Annotated in this window: 19 protein-coding genes; 14 read left to right on the forward strand and 5 right to left on the reverse strand. The window is 64.4% G+C overall.

Features of this window, described 5'->3' with window-relative positions; genetic code table 11:
- Positions 1-165 precede the first annotated feature (165 nt).
- Positions 166-747, forward strand: a complete 582-nt coding sequence (locus R3D65_RS04735) for a YqaA family protein (RefSeq protein ID WP_371274080.1) — start codon at positions 166-168, stop codon at positions 745-747.
- A 17-nt stretch (positions 748-764) separates the two neighbouring features.
- Positions 765-1,271, forward strand: a complete 507-nt coding sequence (locus tag R3D65_RS04740) for a disulfide bond formation protein B (protein ID WP_371274081.1) — start codon at positions 765-767, stop codon at positions 1,269-1,271.
- A gap of 24 nt (positions 1,272-1,295) precedes the next feature.
- Here the strand turns inward: R3D65_RS04740 and R3D65_RS04745 are convergent, their stop codons facing one another.
- Positions 1,296-1,853: an HNH endonuclease gene (locus R3D65_RS04745; protein WP_371274082.1), complete on the reverse strand. Its 558-nt coding sequence runs from the start codon at positions 1,851-1,853 to the stop codon at positions 1,296-1,298.
- A 125-nt stretch (positions 1,854-1,978) separates the two neighbouring features.
- On the reverse strand, positions 1,979-2,623 hold the full coding sequence (locus R3D65_RS04750) for a DNA-3-methyladenine glycosylase (protein ID WP_371274083.1): 645 nt from the start codon (positions 2,621-2,623) through the stop codon (positions 1,979-1,981).
- Positions 2,624-2,695: 72 nt separating this feature from the next.
- Between R3D65_RS04750 and gluQRS the strand changes: the two genes are divergently transcribed.
- Positions 2,696-3,577: a tRNA glutamyl-Q(34) synthetase GluQRS gene (gluQRS, locus tag R3D65_RS04755; protein WP_371274084.1), complete on the forward strand. Its 882-nt coding sequence runs from the start codon at positions 2,696-2,698 to the stop codon at positions 3,575-3,577.
- Between the two features lie 32 nt (positions 3,578-3,609).
- Here the strand turns inward: gluQRS and R3D65_RS04760 are convergent, their stop codons facing one another.
- Positions 3,610-3,900 (reverse strand): hypothetical protein, encoded by a 291-nt coding sequence (locus R3D65_RS04760; RefSeq protein ID WP_371274085.1) that lies wholly within the window; start codon positions 3,898-3,900, stop codon positions 3,610-3,612.
- Between the two features lie 146 nt (positions 3,901-4,046).
- Here R3D65_RS04760 and R3D65_RS04765 point away from each other — a divergent pair, with 146 nt between their 5' ends.
- The gene (locus R3D65_RS04765; protein ID WP_371274086.1) at positions 4,047-4,943 is read left to right on the forward strand and encodes a DMT family transporter; all 897 of its coding nucleotides are present in this window, start codon (positions 4,047-4,049) and stop codon (positions 4,941-4,943) included.
- On the opposite strand, the gene R3D65_RS04770 is transcribed toward R3D65_RS04765, so the two are convergent.
- Positions 4,870-5,754, reverse strand: coding sequence for a YihY/virulence factor BrkB family protein (locus R3D65_RS04770; protein WP_371274087.1), 885 nt, complete (start codon positions 5,752-5,754; stop codon positions 4,870-4,872). The two genes, R3D65_RS04765 and R3D65_RS04770, sit on opposite strands and share 74 nt — an antisense overlap.
- A 72-nt stretch (positions 5,755-5,826) precedes the next feature.
- On the opposite strand from R3D65_RS04770, the gene R3D65_RS04775 reads away from it, so the two are divergent.
- The 9 genes from R3D65_RS04775 to R3D65_RS04815 all read left to right on the forward strand — a co-directional run bounded on the left by R3D65_RS04775 (position 5,827) and on the right by R3D65_RS04815 (position 13,911).
- Positions 5,827-6,660 (forward strand): SDR family oxidoreductase, encoded by an 834-nt coding sequence (locus R3D65_RS04775; RefSeq protein ID WP_371274088.1) that lies wholly within the window; start codon positions 5,827-5,829, stop codon positions 6,658-6,660.
- A 54-nt stretch (positions 6,661-6,714) separates the two neighbouring features.
- The gene (locus R3D65_RS04780; protein ID WP_371274089.1) at positions 6,715-6,909 is read left to right on the forward strand and encodes a twin transmembrane helix small protein; all 195 of its coding nucleotides are present in this window, start codon (positions 6,715-6,717) and stop codon (positions 6,907-6,909) included.
- A gap of 25 nt (positions 6,910-6,934) precedes the next feature.
- Complete coding sequence (locus R3D65_RS04785; RefSeq protein WP_371274090.1) at positions 6,935-7,516, forward strand: cob(I)yrinic acid a,c-diamide adenosyltransferase; 582 nt, start codon at positions 6,935-6,937, stop codon at positions 7,514-7,516.
- A gap of 28 nt (positions 7,517-7,544) precedes the next feature.
- The gene (locus R3D65_RS04790) at positions 7,545-8,321 is read left to right on the forward strand and encodes a rhomboid family intramembrane serine protease (RefSeq protein WP_371274091.1); all 777 of its coding nucleotides are present in this window, start codon (positions 7,545-7,547) and stop codon (positions 8,319-8,321) included.
- A gap of 208 nt (positions 8,322-8,529) precedes the next feature.
- Positions 8,530-9,279: an electron transfer flavoprotein subunit beta/FixA family protein gene (locus tag R3D65_RS04795; RefSeq protein WP_371274093.1), complete on the forward strand. Its 750-nt coding sequence runs from the start codon at positions 8,530-8,532 to the stop codon at positions 9,277-9,279.
- A 26-nt stretch (positions 9,280-9,305) separates the two neighbouring features.
- Positions 9,306-10,235 (forward strand): electron transfer flavoprotein subunit alpha/FixB family protein, encoded by a 930-nt coding sequence (locus R3D65_RS04800; protein ID WP_371274094.1) that lies wholly within the window; start codon positions 9,306-9,308, stop codon positions 10,233-10,235.
- A 177-nt stretch (positions 10,236-10,412) separates the two neighbouring features.
- Positions 10,413-11,291, forward strand: a complete 879-nt coding sequence (locus R3D65_RS04805) for a 3-hydroxybutyryl-CoA dehydrogenase (protein ID WP_371274095.1) — start codon at positions 10,413-10,415, stop codon at positions 11,289-11,291.
- A gap of 186 nt (positions 11,292-11,477) precedes the next feature.
- Positions 11,478-12,728, forward strand: coding sequence for a saccharopine dehydrogenase family protein (locus R3D65_RS04810; protein WP_371274096.1), 1,251 nt, complete (start codon positions 11,478-11,480; stop codon positions 12,726-12,728).
- Between the two features lie 4 nt (positions 12,729-12,732).
- A complete protein-coding gene (locus tag R3D65_RS04815) occupies positions 12,733-13,911 on the forward strand; it encodes a carboxynorspermidine decarboxylase (RefSeq protein ID WP_371274097.1) in 1,179 nt (392 codons plus the stop codon).
- Positions 13,912-13,928: 17 nt separating this feature from the next.
- On the opposite strand, the gene R3D65_RS04820 is transcribed toward R3D65_RS04815, so the two are convergent.
- On the reverse strand, positions 13,929-14,597 hold the full coding sequence (locus R3D65_RS04820) for a TlpA disulfide reductase family protein (RefSeq protein WP_371274098.1): 669 nt from the start codon (positions 14,595-14,597) through the stop codon (positions 13,929-13,931).
- A gap of 32 nt (positions 14,598-14,629) precedes the next feature.
- Between R3D65_RS04820 and argH the strand changes: the two genes are divergently transcribed.
- The gene (argH, locus tag R3D65_RS04825; RefSeq protein ID WP_371274099.1) at positions 14,630-16,030 is read left to right on the forward strand and encodes an argininosuccinate lyase; all 1,401 of its coding nucleotides are present in this window, start codon (positions 14,630-14,632) and stop codon (positions 16,028-16,030) included.
- Positions 16,031-16,061: the final 31 nt, after the last annotated feature.

Below are 16,061 nucleotides of genomic sequence, written 5' to 3' on the forward strand. Positions count from 1 at the left end.
CAAATGCATGACCACGATGGCGCCGGACTATACGAACCGGACGCCTCACGTCAATCACATTCCAACCATGTCTGCGGTTGCACCCTTGCCAGCCTCGCCGACCGCGCCTACACGGGAGACCGAAACCGGCATGCGTCCGGTCCCTTCGTGCAAGAGTGATCGAGCATGCTGCGCCGCCTTTATGACTGGACATTGTCGCTTGCCGGAACCCGCCATGCCGAAAAGGCGCTGGCCGGCATTTCCTTCGCCGAGAGTTCGTTCTTCCCCATCCCGCCGGATGTTCTGTTGATCCCGATGGTGCTGGCGAAGCGGGAAAACTGGCTGCGCATCGCCATCCTGTGCACGCTGTCATCGGTCGCCGGGGCTTTCCTGGGCTATGCCATCGGCATGTTTCTCTATGAAACCGTCGGCGAGCCCCTTCTGGCGTTCTATGGCAAGGTCGATGCCTTCGAGCAGATCAGCGCCTGGTACAACACCTGGGGCGGCTGGGGCGTGCTGTTTGCCGCGGTTACGCCCTTTCCCTACAAGGTGCTGACCATCTTCTCCGGCGCCACCGGCCTGAATTTCCTGGTTTTCACCATCGTCTCCATCATCGGCCGCGCGGCCCGGTTCTTCCTCGTCGCCTTTCTGCTCTATCGCTGGGGCGAGCCGATCCGTGTTTTCATCGAGAAATACCTCAACCTTCTTTTCATCCTTTTCATGGTGTTGCTGATCGGCGGTTTTGTCGCCATCCGCTACGTCTTCTGATCACCCTGGATAGACCCATGACCATTCACGCCACCCGCACCGCCACATCGACGGCCCTGTTTCTCGCCATTGCCATGGCTGCCACGGTGGCCACCGCGCTGGGCTTCGAGCATATCGGCGGATACATTCCCTGCGCGCTCTGCCTGGAGCAGCGTACGCCCTACTATGTCGGCGCCCCTCTCATGCTGGCGACCTTCCTCCTGGCCCGGTTCGGTGCCGGTCAGCGGCTCGTCCGCCTGCTCCTGTCCGCCGGCGGCGCACTGATGATCTATGGCCTCGTGCTCGGCACCTATCATGCCGGTGTGGAGTGGGGTTTCTGGGCCGGGCCGAGCGATTGCGTGTCGGCTGCACCGGTCCTGTCGGGGTCGGTGGAAGACCTTCTCAAGGGCGCCACCTCGCAGAGACCGCCATCCTGCGATGAAGCGGCGTTGCGCATTTTCGGTCTCTCGATGGCCGGATGGAACGTGCTGGCAAGCGCCTTCCTCGCGGCAGTCGCCTTTCGCGGAGCATTCGCCAGGCGCTGAGGCGCAACGCCCGCCGGCCCGGCGTCACGGCTCCAGTTCGACGTCCCAGTAGAGATAGTCCATCCAGCTTTCATGCAGGAAATTGGGCGGAAAGCCGCGGCCATTGTTGTGCAGGTCATGCACGGTCGGCTGGAAGGGCTTCTGCCGTGGCCACATCCTGGCATGTTCCGGCATCATGCCGCCCTTTTTCAGATTGCAGGGCGAACAGGCCGCCACGATGTTCTCCCAGTTCGTGGTCCCGCCGCAGCGCCGCGGCACGACATGGTCGAACGTCAGATCCTCCTCCGAACCGCAATACTGGCAGCGAAACCGGTCGCGCAGGAAGACATTGAAGCGCGTGAAGGCGGGATGGCGCGCCGGCTTCACATAGGTTTTCAGCGAAACGACGCTCGGCACCCTCATCCGGAAACTCGGCGAGGTCACCTCGTGATCATATTCCGCCACAATGTTCACCCGGTCGAGAAAGACCGCCTTGATCGCGTCCTGCCACGACCAAAGGGACAGCGGATAATAACTCAAGGGACGGTAGTCCGCATTCAGTACAAGAGCGGGCAATCCGTCCGGATTGACGTGCACCGTCACGCCATGACCCCCTATGTTTCAGGTCTGTCGGCGCGGATACTGTAAGCCGGAGATGACAGCATTGTGAAGCCGCTATTTCATCTGTGCGCGGTTTAGGTGCGTCTGTTTTTATTGCTTTTTTGGCTTCACCGGGTGGAAGGGGCGCCATCGCGCCCCCGCATCGCGGCATAGTGCGCCCAGAAAAGCCGTGCCGCCACGCCCCGCCACGGGGCCCATGATTCGGCAAGCGCGGCCAGCGCCTTCTCGCCGGGCCGCGCCTCCAGGCCCAGCGCCTCGTGCACCGAGGCCTGCAACGCCACGTCGCGCGCGGGAAAGATGTCCGGATGGCCACCGGCAAACAGCAGGTAGACCTCCGCTGTCCACGGGCCGACCCCGCGGATCACGGTCAATCGCCCGATGGCCTCTTCAGCCGGCAAGCCGCCCAATCCGCCAAGGCCGAGGCCGCCGGCTTCCGCCCTGGCAATGGCCAGCAGCGTTGCCTGTTTGGGCCGGGAAAGGCCGGCCTGGCGAAAGACGGCATCGTCCGCATGCATCACCGCTTCGGGCGTCAGCGGATCGAGCAGGCCGGCCAGGCGCCCGAAAATGGCATCGGCGCTTGCCTTGGAGACCTGCTGGGCGACGATGATCGAGGCAAGCGAGGCAAAGCCGGGCGCGGAACGGCGCAGCGGGACCGGGCCTGCCCGCTCGATGACCGGCTTGAGGCGGGCATCGCGGCCGGCAAGCGCCGCCAGTCCCTCGGCAATGTCATCCAGTGTCTCGATCGGTCGCATGTCCGCAGCTTGCCACCTTGAGGGGCCAGCGGCTAGTCTCCCCGTCCGTTCACCGAGCCGCGCCGCCTCCCGATGATCCGACCTGTCTTCCGCTTCGCGCCCAGCCCGAATGGCGCCCTGCATCTGGGCCATGCCTATTCGGCCTGCCTCAACCATGACATGGCACGGGCAGCCGGCGGCCGTTTCCTGCTGCGCATGGAAGACATCGACACGACCCGCTGTACGCCGCGACTGGAAGCCGCCATGCTGGAAGACCTCGACTGGCTGGGCCTGGAATGGGAACGGCCGGTGCGCCGCCAGTCCGAGCACTTTGCCGACTATGCTGCCGCGCTGGAGGCGCTCGCCGCCGAAGGCCTCGTCTACCCCGCCTTCCTGTCCCGTGGCGAGATCCGGGCCGCCATTGCCGAGGCGGAAGCCGGAACAGACGCGCCATGGCCGCGCGACCCCGACGGGGCGCCGCTCTATCCGGGCTCGGAGCGCGCCATGCCGCAACGCCTGCGCGATGAGCGCATCGCCGCCGGCGAGCCCTTTGCCTGGCGGCTCGACATGCAGGCCGCACTTGCCTTCGCCGGGCCGGTGGCCGGCTGGCAGGAAACCGGCGCGGGACCTGGCGGGGAGACCGGTCTCGTACCGGCCGAACCGGAACTCTGGGGCGATGTCGTGCTGGCGCGCAAGGAGACACCGGCCAGCTATCACCTGTCGGTCACCGTGGACGACGCGCTGCAGGGCGTGACGCACGTGGTGCGCGGCCGCGACCTTTTTCACGCAACGTCATTGCACCGCTTGCTGCAGGACCTTCTTGGCTTGCCGTCCCCGGTCTATCATCATCACCGCCTTGTCCTCGGCGGCGACGGCCGCAAGCTGTCCAAGAGCCACGGCGATACGGCGCTGTCGAGCCTGCGCGCGGCCGGCACCACGCCCGCGGACATCCGAAAAATGGTGGGGATGATGTAAGGCCGCTTTCGCGCCAGGCATGGCCGGGCCGCCTAGTCCGTGCGGTAGAAGATGCCCTTTGCGAACGCCAGTATGCTCATCAGCAGGCAGCCGCCGGTCACCCCTGCCGCCACCGCGATCTGGAGATTGCGGAACGGTATGCCATACGCATTGCAGATATAGATTGAACCGAAGAAGCCGATCACCAGGACAACCATGTTGCCGGCCGGGCCGAAGCCCTCTTCCCGTATGATCCGGTCGAGTGCGTAGCCGAACACATAGGCCAGCATCGAAACCACCATGAACCCGACAACCAGCCAGAAGGGATCGATTCTCCATATCATGGGGCTTGGCCTCACGCTCGCGATTGTCATTCGCACGAAACTTTGCGCATCGTAGCGTCAATTTCTTTCGCTTTGCTTAAGCCTGCCGCCGGTATATGCGGGAACCTCGTTCATCCCCAACGGCAACAACCTGCGCAGACATCCCCATGAATCCGGCTCGCATCGCTCCTCCCCTCTTTGTCGGCCTGTGGGCCACCGGCTTCATCGGCGCACGTTACGCGATGCCCTATGCCGAGCCCTTCACCTTTCTGGGCGTCCGCTTCGTCCTATCCGCCGCGCTGATTGCCGGCCTCGTGGCCTGGTTTGCCGGGCCGCGCCTCAAGCCGGCCCATGTCATCCATTCCATGGTGGCCGGCGTTCTCATGCACGGGGTTTACCTGGGCGGCGTCTTCTGGGCCATCCGCCACGGCATGCCGGCCGGACTGTCCGCGCTCATCATCGGCCTTCAGCCGCTGATCACCGCCTTCATGGCGGTTCCCGCGCTCGGCGAACGGGTGACCGGCCGCCACTGGACGGGCCTCGTCGTGGGCTTTGCCGGCGTCATCATCGTCCTGTGGCCGAAGATCGGCGTCATCGGCGCCGGCGTGAACGCCGCCACGCTTGCCGCCTCTGTCATCTCCGTGCTCGGCATGAGCGCCGGCACCATCTGGCAGAAGCGCTTCGTCCAGGGGGCAAATCTCATGCGCGGCACATTCTGGCAGTATCTCGGCGGTGTCCTGGCCGCCATTCCCATGGTGCTGTTCTTCGAGGAAGGGCATCTGGAAATCAACGGCAGCACGATCTTTGCCATGGCATGGCTCGTCCTCGTTCTGTCCATCGGCGCGATCATGCTGCTGATGTACCTCATCCGCGAGGGCGCGATCTCCAAGGTCGCATCGCTCTTCTATCTCGTTCCCGCCTGCACGGCGGTGTTCGCCTGGATCCTGTTCGGTGAGGAACTGCTGCCAGTGCAGATCCTCGGCATGGCCATCACGAGCTTCGGCGTGGCTCTGGCGACGATGGCAAACGCGAAACCTGCTCCCGCAAGGACCGGTAGCGCATGATCGCGGCATTGAGTTCGGCACCGATGATGAAGATCGCCGCGATCATGTAGAGAAACACCAGTGCGATGATGATCGAGGCCAGACCGGCATAGGTCGACGCGTAATTGGCGAAACTGTTGAGATAGGCGGCAAAGCCCGACGATCCGACGATCCAGAACACGAGTGTCAGCACCACGCCCGGCAGGATGTCGCGAATGGTGCGCCGCCCGCAGGGCAGCCATTTGTGCGCAGACACCAGCCCGACCGTCAGGACCAGCGCCGCCACGCCAAGGCGAAGCGCATCGAAGCTGCCATACCATTCCGAAACCACGGGGAAGCGCAGCGTGATCTGGCGCACGATCACCGGAAGCGCCACCAGCAGCAGGCTGACGACAACCAGCACGACCGTGGCCAGCACCACGAAGCCCAGGCTCTGGGCGCGCAACAGGATGACCGAGCGCCCCTCCACCTGCCGGTAGGCGCGGTTGAGCGATGTTCGCAGCGCTTCGACGCCATTGGACGCGAAGATGAGGGCAAGCACGGCGCCGATCGTCAGGAGGTCGCCGCGCTGGGTCGTCAGCACGCTGTTGACCTCGCGCGACAGCGGCGCGGCAATCGTCTCCGGCCAGGTGTCGAAAATCAGGTGTACGGCGGAATCCGCGAAGGCATCGGCCCCCAGGAAGACAGCCAGCGTCGTTGCGAAGATGAGAAAGGGAAACAGCGCCATCAATGTCGAGAGGGCGACATGGCTGGCCATGGCCCAGCCGTCATCGCGGGAAAAATGCCCGAAGGCATCGCCCAGGATCCGCCTTGCCGCGATGTATCTTGGCATCAGCCTGTCCTTCTGGTTGCGCGCTGCCTTTGTATATGGGAAATGCAGGCTATCGAGAAAGGGTGTTTTCGCATGCCCGCCGCACGCACCATCATCGTCACCGGCGCCTCCTCCGGCATCGGCGCCCATTGCGCCCGCGCCCTCAGGTCGGAAGGCTGGCGCGTCTTCGCCACGGCCCGCAAGCCGGACGATCTGGCCGCGCTCGAGGCCGATGGCATCGAGGCGTTTTACCTGGACTATTGCGAACCGTCCTCCATCGAGGCGCTCGTCGCCAATGTCCTGGCGCGTACGGGCGGCAGGCTGGACGCCCTTTTCAACAATGGCGCCTATGCCCAGGCCGGCGCTGTGGAAGACCTGCCCGTTGCGGCCCTGCGCGCCCAGTTCGAGGCCAATTTTTTCGGCTGGCACGACCTGACGCGGCGCATCGTGCCTGTCATGCGCGCCCAAGGGTACGGCCGCATCGTCAATTGCTCGTCCATTCTCGGTCTGGTGCCGGTGAAATATCGCGGTGCCTATGCCGCATCGAAACATGCGCTGGAAGGCCTGACGCTCTGCCTGCGCGCCGAGCTCGCCGCGACCGGCATCAAGGTCTCGCTCATCGAGCCCGGTCCCGTGGTCTCGAAGATCGCGGCCAACGGCCTGCCCTGGTTCCTGAAACATGTCGACATCGAGGGCTCGCCCCACCGCGATGCCTATGAGGCGCAACTGGCCCGCATGGAAGCCGGCGGGTCGGTGTCGCGCTGGAAGCCGGGGCCGCACGCCGTCCATCGCGTTCTGCGCCATGCGCTGAATAGTCCCCGGCCGAAACCGCACTATGTGATGACCCTGCCGGCGCGCGCCGGCGTATTCATCAAGCGTTTTCTTCCCCCGGCGCTTGCCTACCGCATCACCGCCGGGCAAGGATGACGCAACACAAGGACAACCGGGCCGGCCCGTGCCGGACCATCGGGAAAGCAGGCAATGGATACCGTTTTCAAGTTTCTGGCGATGATCGCCATGGCCGCAGTGGCCTTCGTCCTCGTCAGGGGGCTGATCAACATGATGCGGGCGGGCGACGCCAATACATCGAACAAGCTCATGCAGGCGCGCGTCTTCCTGCAGTTCATCGCCATTCTGCTCATCGTCGGCGCGCTCTATTTCGCACGCCCGGGCTGAAGCGGCAGGCACAGGAGGGGATGTCATGGTCAAGCTGAACAAGATCTACACGCGCACCGGCGACGACGGCACGACCGCCCTTGCCGCCGGCGGAAGGCGCATGAAGTTCGATCCGCGCGTCGACGCCTATGGCACGGTGGACGAGGCCAATGCCTGCATCGGCATGGCCCGGCTCCACACCGCCGGCGGGTATGCGGAGCTCGACGCCATGCTGTCGCGCATCCAGAACGATCTCTTCGACCTCGGTGCCGACCTGGCGACGCCGGATCTCGGCGAGGACCTGGGTTACGAGCCCCTGCGCATCGTCCATCACCAGGTCGAACGCATCGAGCGGGACATCGACGCGCTGAACGCGGCATTGCAGCCGTTGAAATCTTTCGTCCTGCCAGGCGGATCGCCTGCCGCGGCCGCCCTGCACCTCGCGCGCACGGTGGCGCGCCGCGCCGAGCGCCTGATCGTGGAACTGGCCGAAACGCCTGGCGAGCATGTCAATCCGGAGACCATCCGCTACATGAACCGGGTTTCGGACCTGCTCTTCGTCGCCGCCCGCGTGGTCAATGACAACGGCGCCGCCGACGTGCTATGGGTTCCGGGGGCGAACCGCTGAAACAGGCGGCAGGGGACGGCGGGTTTCGATGTTCATTCCGTTGCACGATGCCAACAGCCTGCGCCATATCCGGGCGCAATATGTCACCATCGCAATCATCGCGATCAATGTCGCCGTCTTCCTGCTGACCGGTTTCAACGGACAGCAGGCGCTCATCGCCGACGCGCTGGGCTACGGCTACGTGCCCTCGGTGGTCCATGACATCAACGAACTGACGCCGGACCTCGTTCGCGTTCCGGAAGAACTGACCTACGTCACCTACGCCTTCATGCATGGCGACCTGATGCACCTTGGCGGCAACATGCTCTTCCTCTGGGTATTCGGCGACAATGTCGAGGATGCCCTGGGTCACATCAAGTATGTCATCTTCTATCTGGCCTGCGCGGCGGCCGGGGCCTGGCTGCACGGCTTCATGGATCCGGCATCCGAAACGCCGCTGATCGGTGCGTCCGGGGCTGTGGCGGGTATCGTCGCAGCCTATCTCCTGCTCCATCCGCGCGTGAAGGTCTGGGTTCTGGCGCTGGGCCGCATTCCGTTGCGAATCCCAGCCTTCATCCCGCTTCTCCTGTGGATCGGCCTGCAGGTCTTCATGTTCCTTGCTTCGGGGGAGGATGAGGTCTCCTGGGCGGCCCATTTGGGCGGAATAGCCGCCGGCGCGCTGCTTTTGCTCGTGCTGCGCCGGCCCGGCGTTCCGCTTTTCGACCGGGCCATTGTCACGCCCAGGGCCGTCGTGACCGAACCGCCGCCGCTGCCGGAGGACAAGCCCGATCGCGGCGGCATGGGCCGCCGCTGGGGCCGCCAATAGCGATGGCCTGGGCACATTTTTGCGCCGCACACAATTGATGTTGAGAACAAGACAGGCTACATACCGCGCGGTATGTTTCAGGCTGCTGAAAGGTCGCCGGGGAGGATGCGTCGAATCCGGACGCGAAAATTACGCTGCGGGGCTAGCCTGCGCCGTTTCAGGCGCTTAGTTTCCGCCCACAAAATCCAACTCTAGAGAGGACATGTGCATGAAAGTCCTGGTACCGGTCAAACGGGTCGTAGACTACAACGTGAAGATCCGCGTCAAGGCTGACGGCTCGGGCGTTGAGCTGGCCAACGTCAAGATGTCGATGAACCCCTTCGACGAGATCGCCGTGGAAGAGGCTATCCGCCTGAAGGAAGCCGGCGTGGCGACCGAGATCGTCGCCGTCTCGATTGGCGAGCAGAAGTGCCAGGAAACCATCCGCACCGCGCTTGCCATGGGCGCCGACCGCGGCATTCTCGTCAAGACCGACGATTTGGTCGAACCGCTCGCCGTGGCCAAGATCCTCAAGGGCATCGTCGACGAGGAGAAGCCTGAACTGGTCATTCTCGGCAAGCAGGCCATCGACGACGACGCCAACCAGACCGGCCAGATGCTGGCGGCGCTGCTGGGCTGGTCGCAGGGCACCTTCGCCTCCGAGGTCAAGATCGATGGCGGCAAGGCCACCGTGACCCGCGAGGTCGACGGCGGCCTGCAGACCATCGAAATCAACATGCCGGCCATCGTCACCACGGACCTCCGCCTCAACGAGCCGCGTTATGCCTCGCTGCCCAACATCATGAAGGCCAAGAAGAAGCCGCTCGACGAGAAGGCGCCGTCCGACTATGGCGTCGACACCGCGCCACGCCTCAAGGTGCTCAAGACCGCCGAGCCGGAAGGCCGCAAGGCGGGCGTCAAGGTGGGCTCGGTCGCCGAACTCGTCGACAAGCTGAAGAACGAAGCGGGCGTCCTGTAAGGACAGGCAAGGAAAGGAACACACACATGGCCATTCTTCTCGTTGCCGATCACGACAACGTTTCCCTGTCCGACCAGAACGCCAAGGCGCTCTCCGCTGCCCTGAAGATGGGCGGCGACGTGGACGTTCTCATTGCCGGCAAGGACGCCAAGGCGGCCGCCGACGCCGCTGCGAAGCTGTCGGGCGTGCGCAAGGTGCTTCTGGCCGAATCCGACGCGCTCGCCGAGCGTCTCGCCGAGCCGGCGGCGGCCCAGGTCGTCGCGCTTGCCGAGGGCTATGACGCCTTCGTCGCCCCGGCCACGACCATGGGCAAGAACGTCATGCCGCGCGTCGCGGCCCTGCTCGACGTCATGCAGATCTCCGAGATCGTGGCGGTGGAAAGCGCCGACACGTTCCAGCGCCCGATCTATGCCGGCAATGCCATCCAGACCGTTCAGTCGACTGACGCCAGGAAGGTGATCACGGTGCGCACCGCCTCCTTCCAGGCCGCCGGCCAGGACGGTTCGGCTTCCGTCGAAACGGTCGAGGCCGTTGCCGATCCGGGGCTCTCCAGCTTCGTCGGGAACAAGCTCTCGGAAAGCGACCGCCCGGAACTGACCTCCGCCAAGATCATCATTTCCGGCGGGCGCGCGCTCGGCTCGGAAGAGAAGTTCCAGGAAGTCATCCTGCCCGTGGCCGACAAGCTGGGTGCCGCAGTCGGCGCCTCGCGCGCCGCCGTCGATGCCGGCTATGCGCCCAACGACTGGCAGGTCGGCCAGACCGGCAAGGTCGTCGCGCCCGAACTGTATATCGCGGCAGGCATTTCCGGCGCCATCCAGCACCTGGCCGGGATGAAGGATTCCAAGGTCATCGTCGCCATCAACAAGGATGAGGAAGCGCCGATCTTCCAGGTGGCCGATTATGGCCTCGTGGCGGACCTCTTCGAGGCGTTGCCGGAACTCGAAAAGGCGCTTTGAGCGCCAATCCGTCGCCGACACCGGGCCGGGGCAGAGAAGATGCCCCGGCTTTTTTCCCGGCGCGGCCAGCCACATTGATTATTCCAACTGTCGCGTTCCTGCCGTAATGTGCACCGCAATACGGGCCTGATACGGCCTATCGGTTTGTAGCGGGACAACAAGGCGGGTACGAAAATCATGACCGGTATCAAGACCATCGGCATCATTGGCGCGGGACAGATGGGAGCCGGCATCGCCCATGTCAGCGCGTTGGCGGGCTATGACGTGATGCTCAACGACATTTCAGGCGAGCGCATCGAAAAGGGCCTGGCAACGATCAACGGCAACATGGCCCGCCAGGTCGCGTCCGACAAGATTTCCGAGGAAGACCGCGCCACCACGCTTTCGCGCATCAAGCCGGCGCCGAAGCTCGACGATCTGGCCGCTTGCGATCTTGTCATCGAGGCGGCCACCGAGGACGAGACGATCAAGCGCAAGATCTTCGCCCAGCTCTGCCCGGTCCTGAACCCGGAGGCCCTGCTGGCCACCAATACGTCTTCGATCTCCATCACCCGCCTGGCGGCGCAGACAGACCGGCCCGAGCGCTTCATCGGCATCCATTTCATGAACCCCGTGCCGGTGATGAAACTGGTGGAAGTCGTGCGCGGCATCGCCACCGACGAAACGACCTTCGTCGCCACGCGCGATTTCGTCGACCGGCTCGGCAAGACCATCACCGTCGCCGAAGATTTCCCCGCCTTCATCGTCAACCGCATTCTCCTGCCGATGATCAACGAGGCAATCTACACGCTCTATGAAGGCGTCGGCTCGGTCGAGGCCATCGACACCGCGATGCGGCTGGGCGCCAACCACCCGATGGGTCCGCTGCAACTGGCCGATTTCATCGGCCTCGATACCTGTCTTTCCATCATGCAGGTGCTCTATGACGGGCTGGCAGACAGCAAGTACCGCCCCTGCCCGCTGCTGGTGAAATATGTCGAAGCCGGCTGGCTCGGCCGCAAGACCGGCCGCGGCTTCTACGACTATCGCGGCGAAACGCCCGTTCCGACACGCTAGGGCCCGGGAAATTCCCGCACCGGCGGGCTTTTCCCCTTTCCCCGCGGCGCTTTCGCCGCTAGTTAGCCCTTCCACAAACCGGAGTGCAACGAGCATCGCATCACGCCACTGATGATGGCGACAGGGACCCGCCTCAGGGTCCGCCCCTCGACGGGTCACGATGTGAACTGAACGGGAGACGGCCTGATGGGCAAACCCAATCTTGTCATCATCGGCGCCGGTGGCGTCGGCGACGTGGCGGCCAACAAGGCTGTCCAGTTCCGCAAGGAATTCGGCGACATCTACTGGGCCAGCCGGTCGCTGGAAAAGCTGACCGCCAAGGCCAATGCCGTTCATGCGCGCTGGGCCGCCGCCAATGAGAACCGGCTGATCGAGCCGGTCCGGGTCAACGCGCGAAACACGCAGGAAACGGTGGCGATGCTGCGACAGACGGCCGCCGATATCGTCGTCAATGTCGCCTCTCCCTATTGCAACCCCGCCATCATGGATGCCTGCCTTGAAACCGGCACGCATTACATCGACACGGCGCTGGCCGAAGACGAGCATGTCGAGAACATCCAGCCCAACTGGTACGGTTACCACGAATGGCCGCGCCGCCCGGCCTTCACCGAAAGGGGTGTCAACGCGCTTCTGGGCATGGGTTTCGACCCCGGTGTCGTCAACATTTTCTGTGCCCATGCCCGCAAGCACCTGCTCGACGAGATCGCTTCCATCGACATCATCGACGTGAACGGCGGCAGCCACGGGCGCTATTTCGCGACCAATTTCGACCCGGATGTCAATCTGCGCGAGATCAAGGAAGACGTGATCACCTGGGAGGGCGGCGCCTGGCGCACCATGCCCCACCATTCCGAATGGATGGACGTCACCCTGCCGGAGGTCGGCACCCATCGCGTCTATTCCATGGGCCATGACGAATTGCAGTCGCTGGCGGTGAATTTCCCGGACACGCCGCGCATCACCTTCTGGATGGGCTTTGGCGAACACTATCTCAAGGTCTTCGAGGTGCTCGACAAACTGGGCCTCACCTCCTCGATTCCCGTCGAGGTGGACGGCGTCATGGTCGCACCCAACCGTCTGGTCAAGGCGCTGCTGCCGGATCCGGCCAGTCTTGCCAGGGACTACACGGGCAAGATCTGCATCGGCGTGGATATTCGCGGCCGCAAGAATGGCGAGGACAAGCGTTTCTTCATCTGGTCGACCTGCGACCATGCCGACAATTACAGCGAGGTCGGCGCCCAGTCGATTTCCTATTCCACCGGCGTTCCCGTCATCACGGCAGCGAGGCTGCTGGCCAATGGTGCCTGGAACCCCGGCTCCATGGTCAACATGGAGGAACTGGATCCCGATCCATTCCTGAGCCTCATGCCCGAAACCGGCATTGGCTGGCAAGTCAGCGAACTGCCGCTGGACGGTTCCTGGCCCTGGGGCCGGTGACCCGATGCAGCCGGGCTATTTCCACATGCTGGAAACGGCGGACCTTCCCAGTCCGGCCTATGTCATCGACCGCGCCCGGATCGAGCACAATTGCCGCATCCTGCGCCACATCGCCGACGCGGCCGGCGTCCGGGTGCTCCTGGCGTTGAAGGCCTTTTCCGCTTTCGCGGTGGCCGACATCATCGCAAAATATCTTGACGGCACGGCTGCCAGCGGGCTTTACGAGGCACGGCTCGGAAAGACCCGCTTTGGCGGCGAGATGCATGCCTTCGCGCCGGGACTGAAGGCAGAAGACGTGGACGAAATCTGCCGCCATTCCGATCACCTGATCTTCAACTCGCTGACGCAATACCGCCGTTTCGCGCCCATGCTGGAAGGCCGCGCACGGCCCGAACTGGGCCTCCGGCTCAACCCCCATCACCGCGAAGTCGCCAACCCGCTCTACGATCCCGCCGGCCCATGGTCGCGGCTCGGCATCGACGCCGCGTCCCTCACGCCGGACGACATGGCGCCATTTGCCGGCGTCCACGTCCACGCGCTCTGCGATCACGGGCTGGAACCCTTCGCCCGCTATCTCGAAGCGGTCGAGACCCGGTTTGCCCATCTTTTCCCTGCGATCGACTGGATCAACCTGGGCGGCGGCGTTCTTTTCACCGATGACGGCTTTCCCGTCGATGAGGCGATCGCGCTCCTGCGCGGCTTCCGCGAGCGCACCGGCCTCACCGTCTATCTCGAACCGGGAACGGCCATTGCCCTGCATGCCGGCGCGGTCGTGGCGGAAGTGCTCGACGTCGGCGTCACAGGTGCGCCCGTCATCGTTACCGATGCCTCCGCCACATGCCACATGCCGGACGTGCTGGAAGCGCCCTTCACGCCCGAATGCCTGGGCGCAACGGCGCTGCCGCGCGATCTGAAACCGCGCGACGTCAACGACCCGAACGTGGCGCGCGTCGGCGGGCCCACCTGCCTGGCGGGCGACACCATCGGCACCTACCGCTTCGACCGCATGCCGGACATCGGCGACCGGCTCGTCTTCCTCGACCTCGGCTACTATACGGGCGTGAAGGCGAGCACGTTCAATGGCACGCCCCTGCCCGCGCTGGTCATCTGGGACAGCCGAACGGGCGAGACCACGGTCGCCAAACGGTTCGGCTACGAGGAGTTCGAGACCCGGCTGGGCTGAACCGGCCCGCCCCCGCCTCAACCGGAAGGCGTCTGACGCTCCATCGCCGCGTCGATCAGCCCGATGGCGTCCTCGCTGTTCCATTCCGCCGGACCGTTCAGCTTGCCCATCAGGCAACCCTGCGGATCGACAAGCACAGTGGCAGGCAGGCCAAGCGCCAGGCTGCGTCGCTTGAACTCGTTGAAAATGCCCATCGAGGGGTCCCGGTAATGGGCCAGCGTCGTCACGCCCACCTCGCCCAGGAATTGCTCGGCCTTGGCCGGCTCGCCGGTGTCGATATTGACCGCGACCACCTCGAACTCGTCGCCGCCAAGCTGCTGCTCCAACCCGTCCAGCGCCGGCATTTCCTTGCGGCAAGGCGCACACCAGGTTGCCCAAAGGTTCACCAGGATCGTCTTGCCCTTGAAATCGCCCAGCGTCATCGGCGTGCCGTCCGGCCCCTGGAAGGCGACAGCGGTCAGGTCTTCCGGATCGGTGGCAAGAAATGCCGCCACTTCTCCCTTTGCCGCCGCATCGATGGCTGCCTTGCGTTCGGGACTGGCCTCGCATTGCGCTTGTGCGACCCCTGTCCCGCCATTGCCAGAGGGCGCGTTTGTCACGTATACCGCGCCGGCGCCGGCAATCACGGCGGCAAGCGCCGCGCCGGCAATCCATTTGAAGGACAGGGACGTCTTTCCGTCAGCCATTCGAGAACCACTCCGCAAGTGTGAACAGGGCCATGAGCGACACCAAGACCAGCAACCAGATGTGGGGCGGACGTTTCGCCTCCGGCCCGGCCGCCATCATGGAAGCCATCAATGCCTCCATCGGCTTCGACCGGAAACTCTACGCCCAGGACATTCGCGGTTCGCTGGCCCACGCCGCCATGCTCGCGGAAACTGGCATAATTTCGGCGGAAGACCATGACAAGATCGTTCACGGCCTGAACACGATCCTGTCAGAGATCGAGAGCGGACAATTCGAGTTTTCCACCCGGCTCGAAGACATCCACATGAACGTGGAGGCCAGGCTCGCCGACCTGATCGGCCCCGCCGCCGGCCGCCTGCACACTGCCCGTTCGCGCAATGACCAGGTGGCCACCGATTTCCGCCTCTGGGTCAAGGAGGAATTGCAGCGCGTCCACGCCGCGCTGAAGGGCCTGATGGAGGTGTTGCTCGCCAAGGCCGAGGCCCATGCATCCACCGTCATGCCGGGCTTCACCCATCTGCAGACGGCCCAGCCCGTGACATTCGGCCATCACTGCATGGCCTATGTGGAAATGTTCGCCCGCGACCGCTCCCGCGTGGCCGACGCCATCGCGCGCCTCGACGAATGCCCGCTGGGCGCCGCCGCGCTGGCCGGTACCGGCTATCCGATCGACCGCCACATGACGGCGGCAGCGCTCGGCTTCCGCGAGCCCACCCGCAATTCGATGGACACCGTTTCCGACCGCGATTTCGCGCTGGAGTTCCTCTCCGTCGCCGCCATCTGCGCTTCCCACCTGTCGCGCATGGCCGAGGAGATCGTCATCTGGTCGACGCCGCAATTCGGTTTCGTGAAGCTGTCCGACAGCTTCTCCACCGGTTCCTCCATCATGCCGCAGAAGAAGAACCCGGACGCCGCGGAACTGATTCGCGCCAAGACCGGCCGCATCAATGGCGACCTGATCGCCCTGCTGACCGTGATGAAGGGTCTTCCGCTGGCCTATTCGAAGGACATGCAGGAAGACAAGGAAGCCGTCTTCGACGCTGCCGAGACGCTGGACCTGATGCTGGCCGCCATGACCGGCATGTTCGACGAGATGGACGTCAACGTGGCCGCGATGAAGAAGGCCGCCGGCGCCGGCATGTCCACCGCCACCGATCTTGCCGACTGGCTGGTGCGCGAGGTGGGCCTGCCGTTCCGCGAAGCCCATCATGTCACCGGACGCGCCGTCGCCCTGGCGGTGGAGCGCGGCTGCGCACTGGAAAAGCTGCCGCTGAAGGACCTTCAGGCGATCAATCCGGCCATCACGGACGCCGTCTTCCCGGTGCTCCAGGTGGCCCAGTCGGTAAAGAGCCGCGATTCCTTTGGCGGCACCGCGCCGGCTCAGGTGAAGAAGCAGGTGCGCTATTGGAAAAAGCGCCTTTCCAGGGGGTGACAGGGTTGCAAACGCGGGTGCAATTGCACGC

It is taken from the genome of Zhengella sp., from assembly GCF_041397485.1.
GTDB lineage: Bacteria > Pseudomonadota > Alphaproteobacteria > Rhizobiales > Rhizobiaceae > Zhengella.